General features: G+C 65.4%; 13 protein-coding genes and 2 pseudogenes. 6 read left to right on the plus strand and 9 right to left on the minus strand.

Annotated features, from left to right (window positions below; genetic code table 11):
• Together ACDP63_RS22485 and ACDP63_RS22490 are read right to left on the minus strand one after the other, a co-directional pair.
• Window positions 1–118 (minus strand): annotated as a pseudogene (locus ACDP63_RS22485) (electron transfer flavoprotein subunit beta/FixA family protein); the annotation flags it as partial.
• Window positions 119–141: 23 nt separating this feature from the next.
• A complete protein-coding gene (locus ACDP63_RS22490) occupies window positions 142–1,503 on the minus strand; it encodes an NAD(P)/FAD-dependent oxidoreductase (RefSeq protein ID WP_074991211.1) in 1,362 nt (453 codons plus the stop codon).
• A gap of 87 nt (window positions 1,504–1,590) precedes the next feature.
• Here ACDP63_RS22490 and ACDP63_RS22495 point away from each other — a divergent pair, with 87 nt between their 5' ends.
• The 6 genes from ACDP63_RS22495 (at window position 1,591) to ACDP63_RS22520 (ending at window position 8,241) form a co-directional block, all read left to right on the plus strand.
• Entirely contained in the window at window positions 1,591–2,268 is a 678-nt protein-coding gene (locus tag ACDP63_RS22495; RefSeq protein ID WP_123130334.1) for a GntR family transcriptional regulator, read from the plus strand.
• Window positions 2,265–3,086, plus strand: coding sequence for a pyrroline-5-carboxylate reductase family protein (locus ACDP63_RS22500; RefSeq protein ID WP_123130333.1), 822 nt, complete (start codon window positions 2,265–2,267; stop codon window positions 3,084–3,086). Before ACDP63_RS22495 ends, ACDP63_RS22500 begins: the two co-directional genes overlap by 4 nt.
• 156 nt (window positions 3,087–3,242) lie before the next feature.
• Window positions 3,243–4,865, plus strand: coding sequence for a GMC family oxidoreductase (locus ACDP63_RS22505; protein WP_123130332.1), 1,623 nt, complete (start codon window positions 3,243–3,245; stop codon window positions 4,863–4,865).
• The gene (locus ACDP63_RS22510; RefSeq protein ID WP_028710880.1) at window positions 4,865–6,298 is read left to right on the plus strand and encodes an NAD-dependent succinate-semialdehyde dehydrogenase; all 1,434 of its coding nucleotides are present in this window, start codon (window positions 4,865–4,867) and stop codon (window positions 6,296–6,298) included. The genes ACDP63_RS22505 and ACDP63_RS22510 overlap by 1 nt, the downstream gene beginning before the upstream one ends.
• 11 nt (window positions 6,299–6,309) lie before the next feature.
• Window positions 6,310–7,473: an NAD(P)/FAD-dependent oxidoreductase gene (locus tag ACDP63_RS22515; RefSeq protein WP_028710879.1), complete on the plus strand. Its 1,164-nt coding sequence runs from the start codon at window positions 6,310–6,312 to the stop codon at window positions 7,471–7,473.
• 120 nt (window positions 7,474–7,593) lie between these two features.
• Complete coding sequence (locus tag ACDP63_RS22520) at window positions 7,594–8,241, plus strand: GntR family transcriptional regulator (RefSeq protein ID WP_024844422.1); 648 nt, start codon at window positions 7,594–7,596, stop codon at window positions 8,239–8,241.
• A gap of 22 nt (window positions 8,242–8,263) precedes the next feature.
• On the opposite strand, the gene ACDP63_RS22525 is transcribed toward ACDP63_RS22520, so the two are convergent.
• From ACDP63_RS22525 to ACDP63_RS22555, 7 genes and pseudogenes are all read right to left on the minus strand, one after another.
• Window positions 8,264–9,208, minus strand: coding sequence for a LysR family transcriptional regulator (locus ACDP63_RS22525; RefSeq protein WP_051419838.1), 945 nt, complete (start codon window positions 9,206–9,208; stop codon window positions 8,264–8,266).
• A gap of 39 nt (window positions 9,209–9,247) precedes the next feature.
• On the minus strand, window positions 9,248–10,852 hold the full coding sequence (locus tag ACDP63_RS22530; protein WP_024844424.1) for a FumA C-terminus/TtdB family hydratase beta subunit: 1,605 nt from the start codon (window positions 10,850–10,852) through the stop codon (window positions 9,248–9,250).
• On the minus strand, window positions 10,849–12,009 hold the full coding sequence (locus tag ACDP63_RS22535) for a CaiB/BaiF CoA transferase family protein (protein WP_024844425.1): 1,161 nt from the start codon (window positions 12,007–12,009) through the stop codon (window positions 10,849–10,851). Before ACDP63_RS22535 ends, ACDP63_RS22530 begins: the two co-directional genes overlap by 4 nt.
• A complete protein-coding gene (locus ACDP63_RS22540) occupies window positions 12,009–13,256 on the minus strand; it encodes a methylaspartate ammonia-lyase (RefSeq protein WP_024844426.1) in 1,248 nt (415 codons plus the stop codon). The genes ACDP63_RS22535 and ACDP63_RS22540 overlap by 1 nt, the downstream gene beginning before the upstream one ends.
• A 27-nt stretch (window positions 13,257–13,283) precedes the next feature.
• Window positions 13,284–14,735, minus strand: coding sequence for a methylaspartate mutase subunit E (locus tag ACDP63_RS22545; protein WP_024844427.1), 1,452 nt, complete (start codon window positions 14,733–14,735; stop codon window positions 13,284–13,286).
• Window positions 14,736–14,753: 18 nt separating this feature from the next.
• Window positions 14,754–15,239: a methylaspartate mutase subunit S gene (gene glmS, locus ACDP63_RS22550; RefSeq protein WP_051419836.1), complete on the minus strand. Its 486-nt coding sequence runs from the start codon at window positions 15,237–15,239 to the stop codon at window positions 14,754–14,756.
• Window positions 15,240–15,918: 679 nt separating this feature from the next.
• Window positions 15,919–16,098: pseudogene (locus tag ACDP63_RS22555) on the minus strand (DUF3800 domain-containing protein); the annotation flags it as partial.
• Window positions 16,099–16,253 lie beyond the last annotated feature (155 nt).

The raw sequence follows: 16,253 nt of genomic DNA on the forward strand, positions 1-16,253 counted from the left end.
CGTCGAACGGGTTCATCGACATCTTCACATTCGCCAGATCGACACCCGTGCCATCCGCGCGAACCCGCGCCTTCACGTTGTAGTCGATCACCCGCTTCACGGGGACAAGTATTTTCATGATCCTCTTTCCGATTCAAAGAATTAGAGCAGGCCGGTTTCCAGCTCGGCGGTCTGCCGCAAACCGGATTCGGTGAAGCGTTGCATGGAGAAAGGCTGCGCATAGTCTGGCAAGGCCGCCCCAGTGAGCCAGGAGGCGAGCAGTTCTCCGGTGGCGCAGGCCGCCATCGTGCCGTGACCCGAAAGACCGCAGGCCATGAAAGCGCCTTCCGGTCCCATCGGGCCGATCAGCGGCCAGTTGTCCCGGGTGCGGGTATACCAGCCGCCATAATGCGACATCTGGCGCGGCAGCTTACCGTAATAGGCCTTGAGGCCGGGGTTCAGGCGCGCAGCACCGCGCAGCACGATTTCAGGGAAGCGCGGGTCCAGCGGGATCGTCCAATCCGCGGGTTGCGCCGTCTCGTTATAGGCCCAGCCCAGCTTGAGCCAGTTGCTGTTCATGCCGCCTTCGGGACGGCAATGGATCGCGCCGGGCATCTCCAGGGCAAGATGCGCGGTCGAGGGATCCTCGGCCAGAATTGCGCGGTCTTCCGGATCCCAGTCGATCGACTGCCGATCCATGTCGATGGTGAAGGGCAGGTCGCGGGGAATTGCCCCTTCTGTATCGGGAAAAGCGATCTTCTGCTGCATCACGTTGTAGAGTGGCAGCGAGACGCCCAGCATCTCGGCGATTTCGCCCGCAAAGGGGCCAGCCGCGTTGACGATGCGCTCGGCGCGAATGGACGTGGCTTCGCCTTCCGCGTTCAACTGGATCACGAAGCCTTTGTCCTGGCCGATTCCGGCGACCATGCCGGCGACCCGTCGGACACCGGCCCGCTGCAACTGCTCCAGCATGACCTGGCCGAGTTGCTGGCCCGAGATATCGCCGCCGCGCCTGACGTGCAGGATCGTCTTCACATCGCTGTCCAGCGACGGAAAGCAGCCCCGGATCAGGGCCGGATCGCTGAGCAAGTCGAAGCCGTCCGGCGCTTCCCGCCAGTCTGCACTGACGGGCGGAAAATAGCTTCTGCTGTTGCGGTCGTGATACCGGATCTGCGAATCGGACTTGTCGCCCAGGCAGGCGGTGAGTTGATCCAGGATGGGTTGCATGCCCGGCTGCCTTGTCGCCAGGATGTAACCCCGCCTGGTCATGGCGAAGCGGTTGTCGGTCTCATCCGCAAGCTGCTCCATCAGGTCGATGGAGCGATCGGTGAAGTTCATCATCAGGGTCGAGGGCCACCAGTTGCGATAGTTGTCGCCCGACTGAGCCGAGGTGAAACCCAACGGCTGCCCCTGATCGATCAGGACGATGTCCTGAATGCCGTGATTTTTCCACAGGTAATAGGCTGAGGCGATTCCGATGATGCCTGTTCCGACGATTGCGACAGATGATTCGGTTGCAGTCATGTGGTCTCCGGAATATTATTCGTCTTTACTTTATCGTATACGATCAGGATTACTATGCAAGACGAAATCACAGGAGCGGATGTAATTATGCAAACCGAGATTCGCTCTGCTGCGGAACCGATCTATCAGGCCCTGAAGACCGGGATCCTTTCCGGCGAACTGGCGCCGGGCCAGCCTTTGCGGCAGGACGAGATCGCGCGACTGCATGGCGTGTCGAAGATCCCGGTCCGGGAGGCGCTGTTGCGGCTGGAGATCGATGGTTATGTGCTGCTGAGAAAGAATCGCGGCGCGACGGTGCGGGGTCTGTCGGCCCCCGAAATCCTCAACATCATGGACATCCGCGTCGCCCTGGAGTGTCTGGCGCTGGGGCTGGCGATTCCGCAGATGGGGCCCTCGGATCTGGCCGAGGCGCGCCGCGTGCTCGACCAGTATGCGCAAGCTACGGATGTTGTGCGGCTGAGTGCTCTGAACCTGGCGTTTCATCAGGCGCTTTACGCGCCCTCGGACAATGCCGAGCTGCTGCGCATGATCTCGGACCTGCAGCACCGTATCGGGCCGTATATCCAGCACGAGATGACCCGTGCCACCGGCCATGTGCGGCCTCAGGACGAGCATCTCGAGATCCTTCTGGCCTGCGAGGCGCAGGACGCCGATCGCGCCGTATCCCTGCTGCGCCGGCATATCGAGACAACGAAACGGGAAATGGCCGCCCGGCTGCGCCGCCGCGGCTTCGGCGCCATCCCCCTGCAAGGAGATACAAAATGACTAACGCACCCACGCTTCTGTTCATCGGCTGTGGCAATATGGGGGCGTCGATCATCGGCGGCGCCGTCACCCATGTGCCGCAGGCCCGTCTGGTGGCGCTGGACCCGGATCTGGAGCGCGCTCGCAGCCTGCTGCCCGCAGGGGCGCCGGTCGCGTTGCACGCAACTGCCGATGAGATCGCGGAGCTGAAACCGGATCTGGTCATTCTTGGGGTAAAGCCTCAGGTCTTCGGCGCGCTCGATCCGGCGCTGATGCGGATCATGGCGCAAAGCGATGTGGTTTCGATCATGGCGGGCATCCCCCTGGAACGACTCGTCTCGGTAATCGGGCACGAGCGGATCGCGCGGACCATGCCCAACTTGCCCGCCATGCTTGCTGCCGGCGCCACCCTTGGCTGTGTCAGGCCGGAAAGCGTCAGTCCGGCGACACGCAAACTTGTCGAAGACCTGTTCGGCGCGCTTGGTCTGTTCGACTGGGTAGAGGACGAGGCAAGCTTCGAATTGGCCAATCCCGTATTCGCCTGCGGGCCGGGTTTCATCTTTGCCTTTGCAGAGCAAATGATCCTTGCTGCAGAGCGGTCCGGGGTCGATCCGCAGCTGGCCGACCGGCTGGTGCGCCAGACGTTCCTGGGCGCGGCCCGGATGTTGTCGGAGGATGATCGCGACGCCGCTGCGCTCAAGCGCGCCGTCACCAGCCCCAATGGCACTACACAGGCCGGTCTGACCGCGCTGGAGGATCCCTCCGCCTTGCCCGCGGTCGTTCCCGAAACCCTGCGCCGGGCGCATGCGCGCGCCCTGGAGCTGGCAGCGGAAGCATGACGGGGAGGGAGGTGGAATTATATTTCCGATGATAGTATACAATCTTGACAGAACAGATAATATTATGCGAGTCTTTTCAGAAGAATCTGTTGAAAGTGCACGCCGGGGCTAGCGAGGCTGCGGACCAAATGATGATGCCCAGGATCAGAGGGAAAAGTGGACACGGCTGATTACATCATCGTTGGGGCAGGGGCCGCGGGCTGCGTTCTCGCTTCTCGGCTGACCGAGGACGCGGGCACCGAGGTGCTGCTTCTCGAGGCAGGCGGTTCGGATCGCGGTCTGCTGATCGCGATGCCTGCCGCCATTCCCTTCGTCTACCAGAACAAGGCGCTGAACTGGGGCGAGCAGGCCGGGCCCGAGCCCTGGCTGGACGGGCTGATGATCGACGAGAAGCGCGGCCGGGTGGTGGGTGGATCGACCTCGATCAATGCGATGATCTTCAACCGCGGCAACCCGCGCGACTTCGACGGCTGGCGCGACCAGGGCCTGCCGGGCTGGGGCTGGGGCGATGTCCTGCCTTATTTCCGCAAGATGGAAACCTTCGCCGAGGGCGCTAATGAGACGCGCGGCGGCGACGGGCCGCTGCAGATCAGCCGGGCACCGGCCCGGCATCCGCTGTTCGACGTCTACATGCGCTCGGGCGAACAGGCGGGCTATCCGCGCCCGGCCGATCACAATTCGGGCGAGCAGGAAGGCATGCATATCGCGCAGGTGCTGATCGGCAAGGGTCGCCGCTGCAGCGCCAGCGATGCCTATCTGAAGCCCGCGCAGAACCGGCGCAACCTGCACCTGCGCACCGGCGCCCATGTCGCGCGCATCCTGTTTCACGGCGACCGCGCCGTCGGTGTCGAGCTGACGAATGGCGAGACGCTGATGGCCGGCAAGGAGGTCATCGTTGCGGCCAGCACCGTGGGCGCGGCCAAGCTGCTGCTGCTGTCGGGCGTGGGTCCGGCGGACGAGCTGCGCCAGCTTGGACTGCCGGTGGTGCTGGATCAGCCCAATGTCGGGCGCAATCTGGAAAACCATCCCGGCGTGAACCTGCAATATGCGGCCCGGCGCGAGGACACGCTGGTCGCCGAACTGGGGCTGATCGGCCAGGCGCGGCTGGGGCTGGAATGGCTGCTGTTCCGGCGCGGGCTGGGGGCCTCGAACTTCTTCGAGGCGGGCGCCTTCCTCAAGACCCATGACGGGGCAGATTACGCCAATCTCCAGCTGGAATTCCTGCCATTGGCGCGGCGCGTGGTGAACGGCAAGGTCAAGGTCTTTCCCGGCTTCCAGTTGTGGATGGACCTGTCCCGTCCGACCTCGCGCGGCTATGTCCGGCTGCGCTCGGCCGATCCGCACGCCGCGCCCGAGATCGTCTTCAACCACATGCAGACCGAGGCGGACCGCAAGGATCTGATCCGCTCGGTCAGGCTGGCGCGCGATCTGTTCTCGCAACCCGCCTGGGAGGGAATCCGCGGCGAGGAGGTCAGTCCCGGCGCCTCGGCCCAAACCGATGCCGAGATCCTCGATTGGGCGAAGCGCGCCATCGGCACCAGCTATCATCCCTCGGGCACATGCCGCATGAGCGCATCGCCTGCGGACGGCGTGGTCGATGCCTGCGGGCTGGTTCACGGACTGTCCGGCCTGCGCATCGTCTGCACCGCGATCATGCCGCGGGTGACGACGGGCAATCTCAGCGCCCCCACCTACATGATCGCCGAGAAGCTCGCCGATGCGATTCGCGGCCGGGCCCCGTTTCAATCCCAAGGCCGCCCGGCGGCAAAGGAGCAGTGATGACAGTCGAAACCATCCCCATGCTGATCGGTGGCGAATGGGTCGAGGGCGCCACCGGCGCGACCATTCCTGTGATCAATCCGGCGACGGAAGAGGTCATCGCGAACCTGGCCCATGCGGCGCCTGCCGATCTGGACCGGGCGCTGGATGCCGCCGACCGCGCCTGGCGCTCGTGGAAGGATACCACTGCCGCCCATCGCGCCGAAGTCCTGGCCCGCGCCGCGCAACTGATCCGGGAGCGGCAGGACGAGATCGCCCGCATCCTGACCGCCGAGAACGGCAAGAGCCTGGCGGAAGCGGCGGGAGAGGTCGGCTTCTGCGCCGATGCGGTGCTATGGTATGCCGAAGAGGCCAAGCGCGCCTATGGCCGCGTGGTTCCGGCGCGGGCGACCGATGTGCGCCAGCTGGTGCTGCGCGAGCCGGTGGGTGTCGCGCTCGGCTTTGCGGCCTGGAACTTCCCCGGCGGCAATGTGGCGCTGAAGATGGCGGCGGCGCTGGCGGCCGGCTGCAGCATCATCGTCAAGCCCTCGGACGAAACCCCGGCCACGGCCATCGCCATCGGCCGCTGCTTCGTCGATGCGGGTGTGCCGGCGGGGGCGCTGAATATCGTGCATGGCGTGCCGTCCGAGGTCTCTGAACACCTGATCGCCTCGCCCATCCCCCGCAAGGTCTCGCTGACCGGCTCGACCCCGGTGGGCAAGCTGCTGCAGCGCATGGCGGCGGATACGATGAAACGCTGCACGATGGAGCTTGGCGGCCATGCCCCGGTCCTGGTCTTTGCCGATGCCGATCTCGACAATGCGGTCGAGCGGCTGGTGGCGGCGAAATTCCGCAATGCCGGGCAGGTCTGCACCTCGCCCACCCGCTTCTTCGTGCATCGCGACATCTTCGACCGCTTTGTTGACGCGTTTGTCGAGCGCAGCAGGCAGGTCGTCGTCGGCAATGGCGCCGAGGGGGCGCAGATGGGGCCGATGATCACCGAAAAGCGCCGCGAGGCGATCGCCTCGCTGGTGGCCGATGCAGTCGAACGCGGCGCGGAACTGCGTCTGGGTGGCGAGGCCCTCGAGGGGCCGGGGTATTTCTATGCGCCGACGGTGCTGGCCAATGTGCCCGATGACGCGCGGCTGATGCATGAGGAGCCGTTCGGCCCGGTGGCGGCCTTCGTGCCCTTCGACGATTTCGACGCCGTCATCGCGCGCGCGAATGCGCTGCCTTATGGGTTGGCCGCCTATGTGTTCTCGCAATCGCCCGGCACCATCGCGCGCGCCTCGGCGGCACTGGAGGCCGGGGCCGTGGGGATCAACCACACCTCGGTCCACGAGGCGGAAACGCCCTTCGGCGGCATCAAGGAATCCGGCTACGGCGCCGAAAGCGGCATGGAAGGCCTCGACGCCTATCTGCGCACCAAGATGGTTTCGGAAAAATTTCTCTAAGGACCGACAAGATGAAAACGGATGTGGCAATCATTGGTGGCGGCGCCATGGGCTCGGCAGTCGCCTATTACATCAGGACGATGGACCCGAGCGTTCGCGTCACGGTGATCGAACGCGACCCGACCTACGAGATCGCCTCGACGCCGCGTGCCTCGGGCGGGGTTCGGCGGCTGTTCTCTCTTCATGAAAATATAGAGTTGTCAAACTATTCCATTCCATTCTTCGAGAATTTCTCGCAGACCATGGCGATCGATGGGCAACCCGCCGAGATCGGTTTCAAGAAGGGCGGCTATATCTTCATCGTCCCCCCGTCGGCGACCGATATGCTGAAGGAGAATTACGATACCGAGCAGAGCCTCGGCTGCAACGTGATCTGGCTGGAGCCGGACGAGATCAAGCACCGTTTCCCGTCCATGTATGTCGGCGACCTTGGCGCCGCCGTACTTTCGCCCGATGACGGATGGCTGGACCCGCATTCCGTGCTGATGGGCTTTCGCAAGAAGGCCCAATCGCTCGGCGCCGAGTTTCTGGCCGAGGAAGTGACGGGGCTGGAACGGCAGGGGGCGCAGGTCACCGCGATCACCTGCGCATCCGGCCTGCGGATCGAGGCCGGGCATGTCGTGAACGCCGCCGGTGCCTGGGCCAAGGAACCTTGTGCCATGCTGGGCTTCAGCGTGCCGATCGAGCCGCTGCGCCGCTTCGAGCATTATTTCGAATCCGAAGACCCCATCGAGCCGCTGCCTTATCTCAAGGATCCCGAACGGCTGGCCTTCCGCCCAGAGGGCAAGGGCTATTCCGGCGGCGTGCCGACCCTGCTGGAGCCGCGCGGCTACAATATGGAGCCCGATCACGACTATTTCGAGAACGTGGTCTGGCCGGCGCTCGCCCACCGTTTCCCGCAATTCGAGAAGACGAAATGCAAGGCGACGTTGCCGGGCCTGTATGACCAGAACGATTTCGACGGCAATGTCATCATCGGTCCCGGTGCCGACGGATTGGGCAACTTTCACATGCTGGCCGGGTTCTCCGGTCACGGGCTGATGCACGCTCCGGGCTGTGGCCGGGCGATGGCCGAACTGATCCTGAAGGGGCGATACGAGACCATCGACCTGTCCCGTCTGGGCTGGCAGCGACTGCTCGACAACAAGCCTCTGCCGGAACGCGGCATCATCTGATCGCACACTTGCGCGAATGCACATCCCGGATCGCCTTGGACCCATCCGGGATGTTGTTTATTTCGGCAGAACGCATCATATTTGGAGAAATATTATACGTTCATAGGTAGGAGCGATTGGATGTCAGGCAACAAGGCGACGCAGGTGACGGCAGAGCCCATTTACGACGCGCTCAAATCCGCGATCATGGCAGGGGATCTGCTGCCGGGAGAACCTTTGCGCCAGGATGAGATTGCCCGCAACCACGGAGTCAGCAAGATCCCGGTGCGCGAGGCGCTGCTGCGCCTGGAGGTCGATGGTTTCGTGACCTTTCGCAAGAACAAGGGGGCGACGGTGCGGGAATTGACGCCGCACGAAATCCTCAACCTGCTGGACATCCGTGTGGCGCTGGAATGCAAGGCGCTGGAACTCGCCATCCCGCACATGGTCCATTCGGATTTCGACAAGGCGGACAGGATCCTTGCCGAATATGGGGAAAGCACGGATATCTCGACCTGGAGCGATCTGAATGTCCGCTTTCATCAGGCGCTTTACGACCCCTGCGACAACCCGCTGCTGCTTCAGATGATCGACGATCTGCGCGCCCGTATCGGCCCCGTGACCCGCCTGCTGGTTACCGAGACCTCTGGTCTAGAAAGGCCGCATCAGGAACATCACCGGATTCTGGATGCCTGCAAGGCCGGCGAGGTCGAGAAAGCCGTCGATCTGATGCGCCAGCATATCGAGACGACGAAGAAGGAAACCGCCGCGCGATTGCGCCGCAGGTGAACTTCTGCCCGCTTTTCCGGCGCTATTCCGCGCCGTAATCCTCTCCGAAGAACTGGCGCATGAAGGCGGGGCCGTCTGTTGTGACGAAGTCGCGGAACTCGCGCGCGGCCGGGCCGAGCGTCTTGCGGCGCGGATAGACCACGAACCAGTCGCGCAGCTGCGGCATGCCGTCGACGCTCAAGACGCTCAGCTTGCCGGCCTGCCGCTCCAGCGCGATGGTGTGGGCGGAGAGGAAGGCCAGCCCCATGTTCGCCATCACCGCCTGCTTGATGTTGGCGTTGCTGTCCATCTCCTGCGCCGGCGGCAGCGGCAGGCCGGCCTCGCGGAAGAAATGCTCATGCACCATGCGGGTGCCCGAGCCGCTTTCGCGCACCAGGAAGCGGTGCATGACCAGATCGGCGCGGCGGATGCGGCGAAAGCGGGTCAGCGGATGCTCGGGATTGCTGATCAGCACGTAAGGGTGCTTGGCGAATTGGTGGGCCGTGACCTCGATCCGCCGCGGCGGGCGGCCCATCAGCGCCAGGTCGGCCCGGTCCTCCTGCAACTGGGCGATCACGCCGTCGCGGTTGGCGATGCTGATCTCGACCTGCGCCGCGGGGCGCTGGCGCAGGAATTGCTGCACCAGCTGCGGGCCGAAGTTCCGCGCCGTCGAGACCATCGCCACCCGCACCTGGTTGTCCAGCCGGCCCTGCATCTGCTCGACGACATGCACCGCCTCGCGCAGGGTCTCGGCCAGCCGCTCGGCATAGGGAACCAGGGCGGTGGCGGTCTGGGTCGGCTGCACCGAGCGGCCGTCCTTGACGAACAGCGTGGCGCCAAGCGCCTCGGCCAGCCGGCTCATCTGCATCGAGACCGCGGGAGGCGACAGCGACAGCTTTTCGGCCGCGCGGTTGAAGCTGCGGCTTTCGACGGCGGCCAGGAAGATCTGCATCTGCCGCAAGGTGATCTTTTCGCCGGCCTCGTCCAATCCGCATCCCCGTATTGCCCCGGTTGAACTGGTGGCGCGTCAGCCGGGCGCGGTCAAGTCCGGCTTGCGGGTAAAGAAGTCGTTGCCCTTGTCGTCGGTGACGACGAAGGCGGGGAAATCCTCGACCCGGATGCGCCAGACCGCCTCCATGCCGAACTCGGCAAAATCGAGCACCTCCACGCTTTTGATCACGTCGCGGCCCAGCACCGCCGCGGCGCCGCCGACCGATCCCAGGTAGAAGCCGCCATGCCGCTTGCAGCTGGCCACCACCTCGGGGGCGCGGTTGCCCTTGGCGATCATCACCCTTGACGCGCCCTGCGCCTGAAGCTCGGGCACATAGGGGTCCATGCGCGCCGCCGTGGTCGGCCCGAAGGAACCCGAGGCATGGCCCTGCGGCGTCCGGGCCGGGCCGGCGTAATAGACCGGATGGTCGCGCAGATAGCCGGGCAATGGCTTGCCCTCGCGCATCAATCGCGCCAGTTCGGCATGGACCAGGTCGCGGGCCACGATCATCGTGCCCGACATCAGCACCGGCGTGCCGACCGTGAGCTGCGACAGCGCCGCGCAGATCGCATCCATCGGCTGGTCAAGGTCGATGCGCGCGGGCGCCGCCCCGCCCGTGCCGCCCTCGGGCAGGAAGCGGGCCGGGTCGCGCTCCAGCGCCTCCAGCCAGAGCCCGTCGCGGTCGATGCGGCCGCGGATCTGCCGGTCGGCCGAGCAGCTGACCCCCATGCCGACCGGCAGGCTGCCGCCATGGCGGGGCAGGCGGATCACCCGCACGTCATGGCAGAAATACTTGCCGCCGAATTGTGCGCCCAGCCCCATGGCGCGGGTCAGGCCGAGGATCTGGCCCTCCAGTTCCAGGTCGCGGAAGGCGCGGCCGTCCGGGCTGCCGGTCGTCGGCAGGCCGTCGAGTTCGCGCGCCGAGGCCAGCTTGACGGTCTTGAGGCATTGCTCGGCCGACAGCCCGCCGATGACGATGGCCAGGTGATAGGGCGGGCAGGCCGTGGTCCCCAGTGTGCGGATCCTTTCGTCGAAAAAGGCCAGCAGCCGCTCGGGCTCCAGCAGGCGGCGGGTCTGCTGGAACAGGAAGGTCTTGTTGGCCGAGCCGCCGCCCTTGGCCATGAACAGCAGTTCCAGCGCGTCCCCGCCCACGGCCTCGATGTCGATCTGCGCGGGCAGGTTGGTGCCGGTGTTCTTCTCCTCATACATGGTCAGCGGCGCCATCTGCGAAAACCGCAGGTTGCGGCTGGCCCAGGTGTCGCGGATGCCGTCGCTGAGCGCCTGGCGCAAGTCGCCCCGGACCAGCAGGTTCTGACCCTTCTTGCCGGTGACGATGGCGGTGCCGGTGTCCTGGCAGCTGGGAAATTCCCGCCCGGCCGCGATCACCGCGTTCTTGATCAGCTCCAGCGCCACGTAGCGGTCGTTCTGCGACGCCTCGGGATCGTCGAGGATGGCGCGCAACTGCGCCAGGTGGCCGGGGCGCAGCAGGTGCGAGACGTCGCCGAAGGCGGCGACGGTCAGCCGGCGGATCGCCTCGGCCGAGACGCGCAGGAAGCACTCGTCGCCGACCCGCATCTCCGTCAGCCCGTCGGTGCCGAGGTGGCGGAAGGGTGTCTCGGCAAGCTGGACCATCCGGGTCATGCCGTCTCTCCGATCCGGGCGAATTCGGCGCGGATGGCGGCGCTGTGCTCGCCCAAGCCCGGGACGCGGCCCAGATGCGGGGTCTCGGGCTCGAAGCTGTGGCGGACGGGCGGGGCGACCAGATGCGCCTCGGCCCCGTCCTCCAGCGTGACCGGGGCGCGGCGCAGTTGCGGATGCTGGGCGAAGCGCTCCACCGAATTGACCGCGCCATAGGCGATGGCGGCTTCGCGCAGCAGGGATTCCAGCTCGGCCCGGCTGCGGGCGGCGAAGAATCCGGCGACGATGGCGTCCAGCGCGGCGCGGTTCGCGACCCGCCGCGCGGCGTCGCAGAAACGCGGGTCGCGGGCCAGCTCGGGCCGGCCGAAGACGCCCTCGCAGAGGCTGGCCCATTCCCGCTCGTTCTGGACCGAGATCGCCAGCACCTCGCCATCGGCGGTGCGAAAGCCGCCATAGGGCGCGATCGAGGGATGGTGCAGCCCGGCCGGCTGCGGCGCCTTGCCGGCATAGACCGCATGCATCAGCGGCACGGTCATCCAGTCGGCGGCGGTGTCGAAGAGCGACAGCTTCACCGCGCTGCCCTCGCCGGTGATGCTGCGGGCGTAAAGCGCCTTCTGGATGCCGATGACCGCGTTCATGCCGGCGCCGATGTCGCAGACCGAAACGCCGATGCGGCCGGGATGGCCCGGCGCGCCGTTGACCGCCACCAGCCCGCTTTCGCATTGCACCAGGAAGTCATAGGCCTTCATGTCGCGGTATGCGCCGTCCTCGCCATAGCCGCTGATGTCGCAGGTGATCAGCCGCGGATTGCGCCGGCGCAGCGCCTCGGTGCCGAAGCCGGCGCGGGCGACGGCGCCGGGGGCGAGGTTCTGGATGAACACGTCGGCGCGATCGAGGATGTCGTGCAGCAGCGCCGCGTCCCGCGTGTCCTTGATGTCCAGGCACAGGCTTTCCTTGCCGTGGTTGGCCCAGGCGAAATAAGAGGCCGTGCCCTTGACCGCGCTGTCGTATTGGCGGGCGAAATCGCCGGTCTCGCGCTCGATCTTGATGACCCGCGCGCCGCCCCGGGCGAAATGGCACGAGGCCAGCGGTGCCGCCACCGCCTGTTCCAGCGAGACGACCAGCAGGCCGGCATAGGGTTGCAGAGGTGTGGCCGTCATCAGCTTGCGCGCCTCGTTTCCAGCACCGCGAGGACGCGGTTCATCTCGTTGGCGACGATGGTCATGCCTTCGTCGAAGCCCATGCCGGGCTTGACCAGCACCCGGTCGGGCCGGGTGGCGAGCGCGGCATGCAGGCAGGCGCGGGCCGAGATGTCGGTCTCGTTGCAGGTGCCGCCCTGATAGGCTTCGACGCCGCGGGCCTTGCAATAAAGCACCGCATCGATGGTGTTGTGGATGCCGCCCAGGTCGGGGGTCTTGATCTGCACCATGTCGCAGCAGCCGGAATCGACGAAATCGACCACGTCCTGATAGGTGTTGCACCATTCGTCGGCGACGATCCTGACATTGCTTCGCCGCGCCGCCAGCGCCTTGCGGATCGCGGCCAGCAGCGCGATCTGCCCCGGCTTCGAGCCCGCATCCGCCGGCCCCTCGATGTAAAGCCGGAAGGGTGCGGCGCGCTTTTCCAGCGAGGCCAGATAGTCCGCGATGCGTTCGGCGTCGTTCTGGAAGATCAGCCCGACGGTGCCATAGACATCGATATGCAGCACCGGGTTGTAGGAGGCGTCAGAGCGCAGGCTGCGGATGCGCTGCGACAGCCAGCCGACATATTCGGCAAGCTTGGCGCCGGTCTCGCCCAGTTTCTTCGGCACGTTGTTGATCAGCCCGTGCGGCAGCGCATCGACCCGCTTCAGGATCATCTTGTCCACCGCCGCATAGCGGTCGTCGCCGCTTTGCCCGAACAGCGACAGCGGCGCCGCCACCACCGGCAGATCCCATTCGTCGCAGATGACCTGGAACTTCATCCGTCCCGTGGCCCTGGCGGTCGCGTCCAGCAGCGCCTGCGACAGGCCGTAGCGGATCGCGGTATGCAGCGGCCGGCCCTCGACCTCGAGCGCATCGAAGAAGGCGGCATTGTCGCGAAAGCTGCCGACCGCGCGCCCTTCCAGCAGCGGCGCCAGATGCCGGCGCAGCAGCGGGATGAAGCGGGCGGCGGTGAACAGCGGATCGCGTCCGCCGGCGCCGGAATATTGCACGGCGGCGCAATCGCCCTCGGCGATCTGGCCGTTCTCCAGCTCCAGCAGGATCGAGATGCTTTCGCCGCGCTGGCGGATGCCGTCGAAGCCGCCGGTCAGCGGCGCGCCGCTATAGACGAACCCGTCCATAGGCGCGCCGGCCTTGATGGCCGCCTGGTCGTCGAAATAGAACGAGGCGAAGCCCGGCGCGAAATGGACTTTCCTGATGTGCATGTGATGTCTCTCGGCTTGTCTGGAGTGTCAGGCGGCGGGGCGGCCGACCAGCTTGCTGGCAGAGATGGCGCGGACATCGTCCACCACCATGTTGAACGAGGCCTCGCGGCCCTCGGCGCGGGCGCGTTCGGCGATCTTGTCGCGGTGCCAGGCCAGCACGTCGCGGGGCAGGGGCACGTTGCCCGCGTCATAGATGCGGATGGCGCCATGATTGTCGCGCACCGGCGTCAGCTTGCCCAGATTGGCGGCGGCGGGCGCGAAGGGGATGTCCATGACGCCCACGCGGAAGGCCTCGACCGCGCCGCGGGCGATGTCGCCGCGGCCCAGCTTCAGGATCTGGCGCATGACGGCATGGACCTCGGCCTCGATGATCTCGACCTCGGCATTGATCTCGGGGCCGTCGACGCGGTTCTGGTCGGCGATCATGTTGACCATCTGCCGCGTCGCCTTCAGCCCGGCCTGGTTGGCCTCCATGGTCGGCACGCCGCTGGCTTCGTGCGGGGTCTTGACGATGATCTTGGTGGCGCGGGCCTGCTTGGCGACCAGCGCCCCCAGGCAGATCACCGCCGTCGCCTGCGCCTCGTCCTCGGGGAAACCGCCCATCCATTGGTGGAAGACGGTGGTCAGCTGGTAATCGCCATAGCCCGCGTTCAGGAAATAGTGATGCGCCAGCTTGCGCAGGGAGCGCAGCGCGGCGACGTCCTGCACCAGGTTGCCGGCCTGGCCGTATCCCAGCGTCAGGCACCTGACCCCCTGTTCCAGCGCCAGCAGCCCTTCGAGGATCGCCACCACATGCGAGACGAAGGGCGGCACCAAGGTGCCGGTCAGCGGGCCGAAGGGCTCGCGGTTGATGCGGATGCCGGCCTCTTCGTAGCGGCCGACCAGCCGGTCGCAATATTGCCAATGCCGGATCGAGCGTTCCAGCGGCACGCGCTTGGCATAGGGGATGTTGTAGGAGATCCCGCCGCCCTCATAGCTGGAAAACCCGGCGCAAAGCGTGATCTCGGCCAGCAGCCGGGCATCGGGCGTGCCGTGCCGGACCTGCACCGGTTTCTCCACCGCCTCGACCAGCCGCCGGCAGCCGTCGACGCCATGGTTGACCGCCGGAAAGCCGTTCAGCAGCGAGGTGCCCGCCGCGCGCGAGCGGTCGATGCCCTCCTGCGCCTCGGCATAGCGGTTGTGGCGGGTATAGGCGTCGATGGTCGTCGGCAGCACGTCGCAATAGGGGGCAAGCCCGTTCAGCAGCGCGATATGCTCGCGCAGCAGGGCCACCCCGGCGCGGGGTTGCAGCAGGGTGCGGTTCTCGGCATCGGCGCGGCTGAGCGCCAGCGGGAAACGCTTGGCTTCGGGCAGGGCCTCCTGCAGGCGCAGGCCGGCGTCGAAATCGACATCGGGGCCGGTGGACCAGGTCTGCAGCACCTCGCGGCGCTCGGCGTCGAATGTGGCGTCGTCCAGGCGGGTATTGGTGATCTCGGTCATGGGTTCGGAAATGCTGGATCAGGCCGACAGGCGTTCGGTGATGCCGAAGGCGGCGGAGTTGTGGCCATAGGCCAGCGGGCGGCGGCTCTGGATGTCGGTCTTGAGCAGCTCGACCACATCCTCGAGCCGCACGGTCGGCGGAAACACCCGGTCGAAGCCCATCTCGAGGAAACGCTGCTCGACCTCGGCGAAGGCGCGCTTGCCGATCACCAGGTTGCCGCCGACATAAAGCAGGATCTCGCCCAGCCCGCGCTCCTCGCAGCGATCGCGCAAGCCCTGGCAGTCGATCTCGCCATGGCCATAGATCGACGAGACGAGGATGGCATCGGCCCTTTCCTCGATGGCAGCCTGGATGAACTCGTCCTGGCTGACCATGACGCCCAGGTTCACCACCTCGATACCGTTCCGGCTCAGCACGGCGGTGATGATCTTGTTGCCGACCGCATGGCAATCGGCGCCGATGACCCCCAGGATGACCCGGTATTCCGAGACCGCCTCCAGCATGGTTCCTCCCCTTCGCAATGAACCTGCGCCGAGGGGTAGGGGAATCACCCCCGTTGGGTCAAGTTTTGTGAATGAACATTATTGACAGGTAATAAATATTTATCTTTTTCGTGCCGGCCGCTTATGCAGGCCTGCATCGCAGGCATGGGACCGATCCGTGAAATGCTGGCCATTTCCATCCACCGACATGATGTTGCCGGTGATCGCCGGGCTGGCAGGCGGCCTCGGGCAGCTGTTCGAGCTTTTCGGCCAGCATGCTCGACATCGGCGCCGGCATCGATCAACAGCCTGACGGTGCGCGCAGCACGAAGCCCTATCACTGCACTCTGTCACAGAACCCTGTCGGCTATCCAGATGACTTGCCTTATGATGGCAAGGACCGCTACCATCCTTGCCAGCCACAGATCTGTTGTTGCTCGCTTCTTGCCCATGATGTGCTCCTGCTTCGCTGCAGGGCCATCATGGGATGCGATTCGGCGTTGATATATGTTGGCCTTCCACAGGCCCAGAACGAAGAAGCCCCGCCGGAGCGGGGCGGTGTCGTTACCGCATGTTCAACTGCGTTCCTAGAAGGCCCCCAGAATCGTTGCAATCCATAGTGCCAATCACTATGTTGATGGCAAGGATTGGGCTTTTCCCGGTCGACTAGGGGGCTCCGGCATGTCTGGGGCCTCCTCGTTCATGGGAATGTCTTCCGATTCCTGATTTTCGGGGCGATGATATCGAAAGCCCTGTTGGCTTGCTGAGGGCGCAGCACATTTATCGCTATAGGTCTGGCCGTCAGGTCTGCGAGTTGCAAGCCAACTGAGTTCTCTGATTTCTTTGAGAAAATTGGTTGAAAATCAACATCTCCAAAGTTTCGATTGACCCAACCCCAGTCTCGTTCTCCGGCGACAACCCTGCGGAACTCCGTAAGCGCCGTCTCCGTCCCATTGGGATTTGGGGTGCGCTTGGGAGCGCGAGTTGGGTGCGTTGGGGGGCGAGTGCCGGTTAGTGAAGCTCACAATGAGCTCA

Origin of the sequence: Paracoccus sp. P2, assembly GCF_046335115.1 — a bacterium.
GTDB lineage: Bacteria > Pseudomonadota > Alphaproteobacteria > Rhodobacterales > Rhodobacteraceae > Paracoccus > Paracoccus pantotrophus.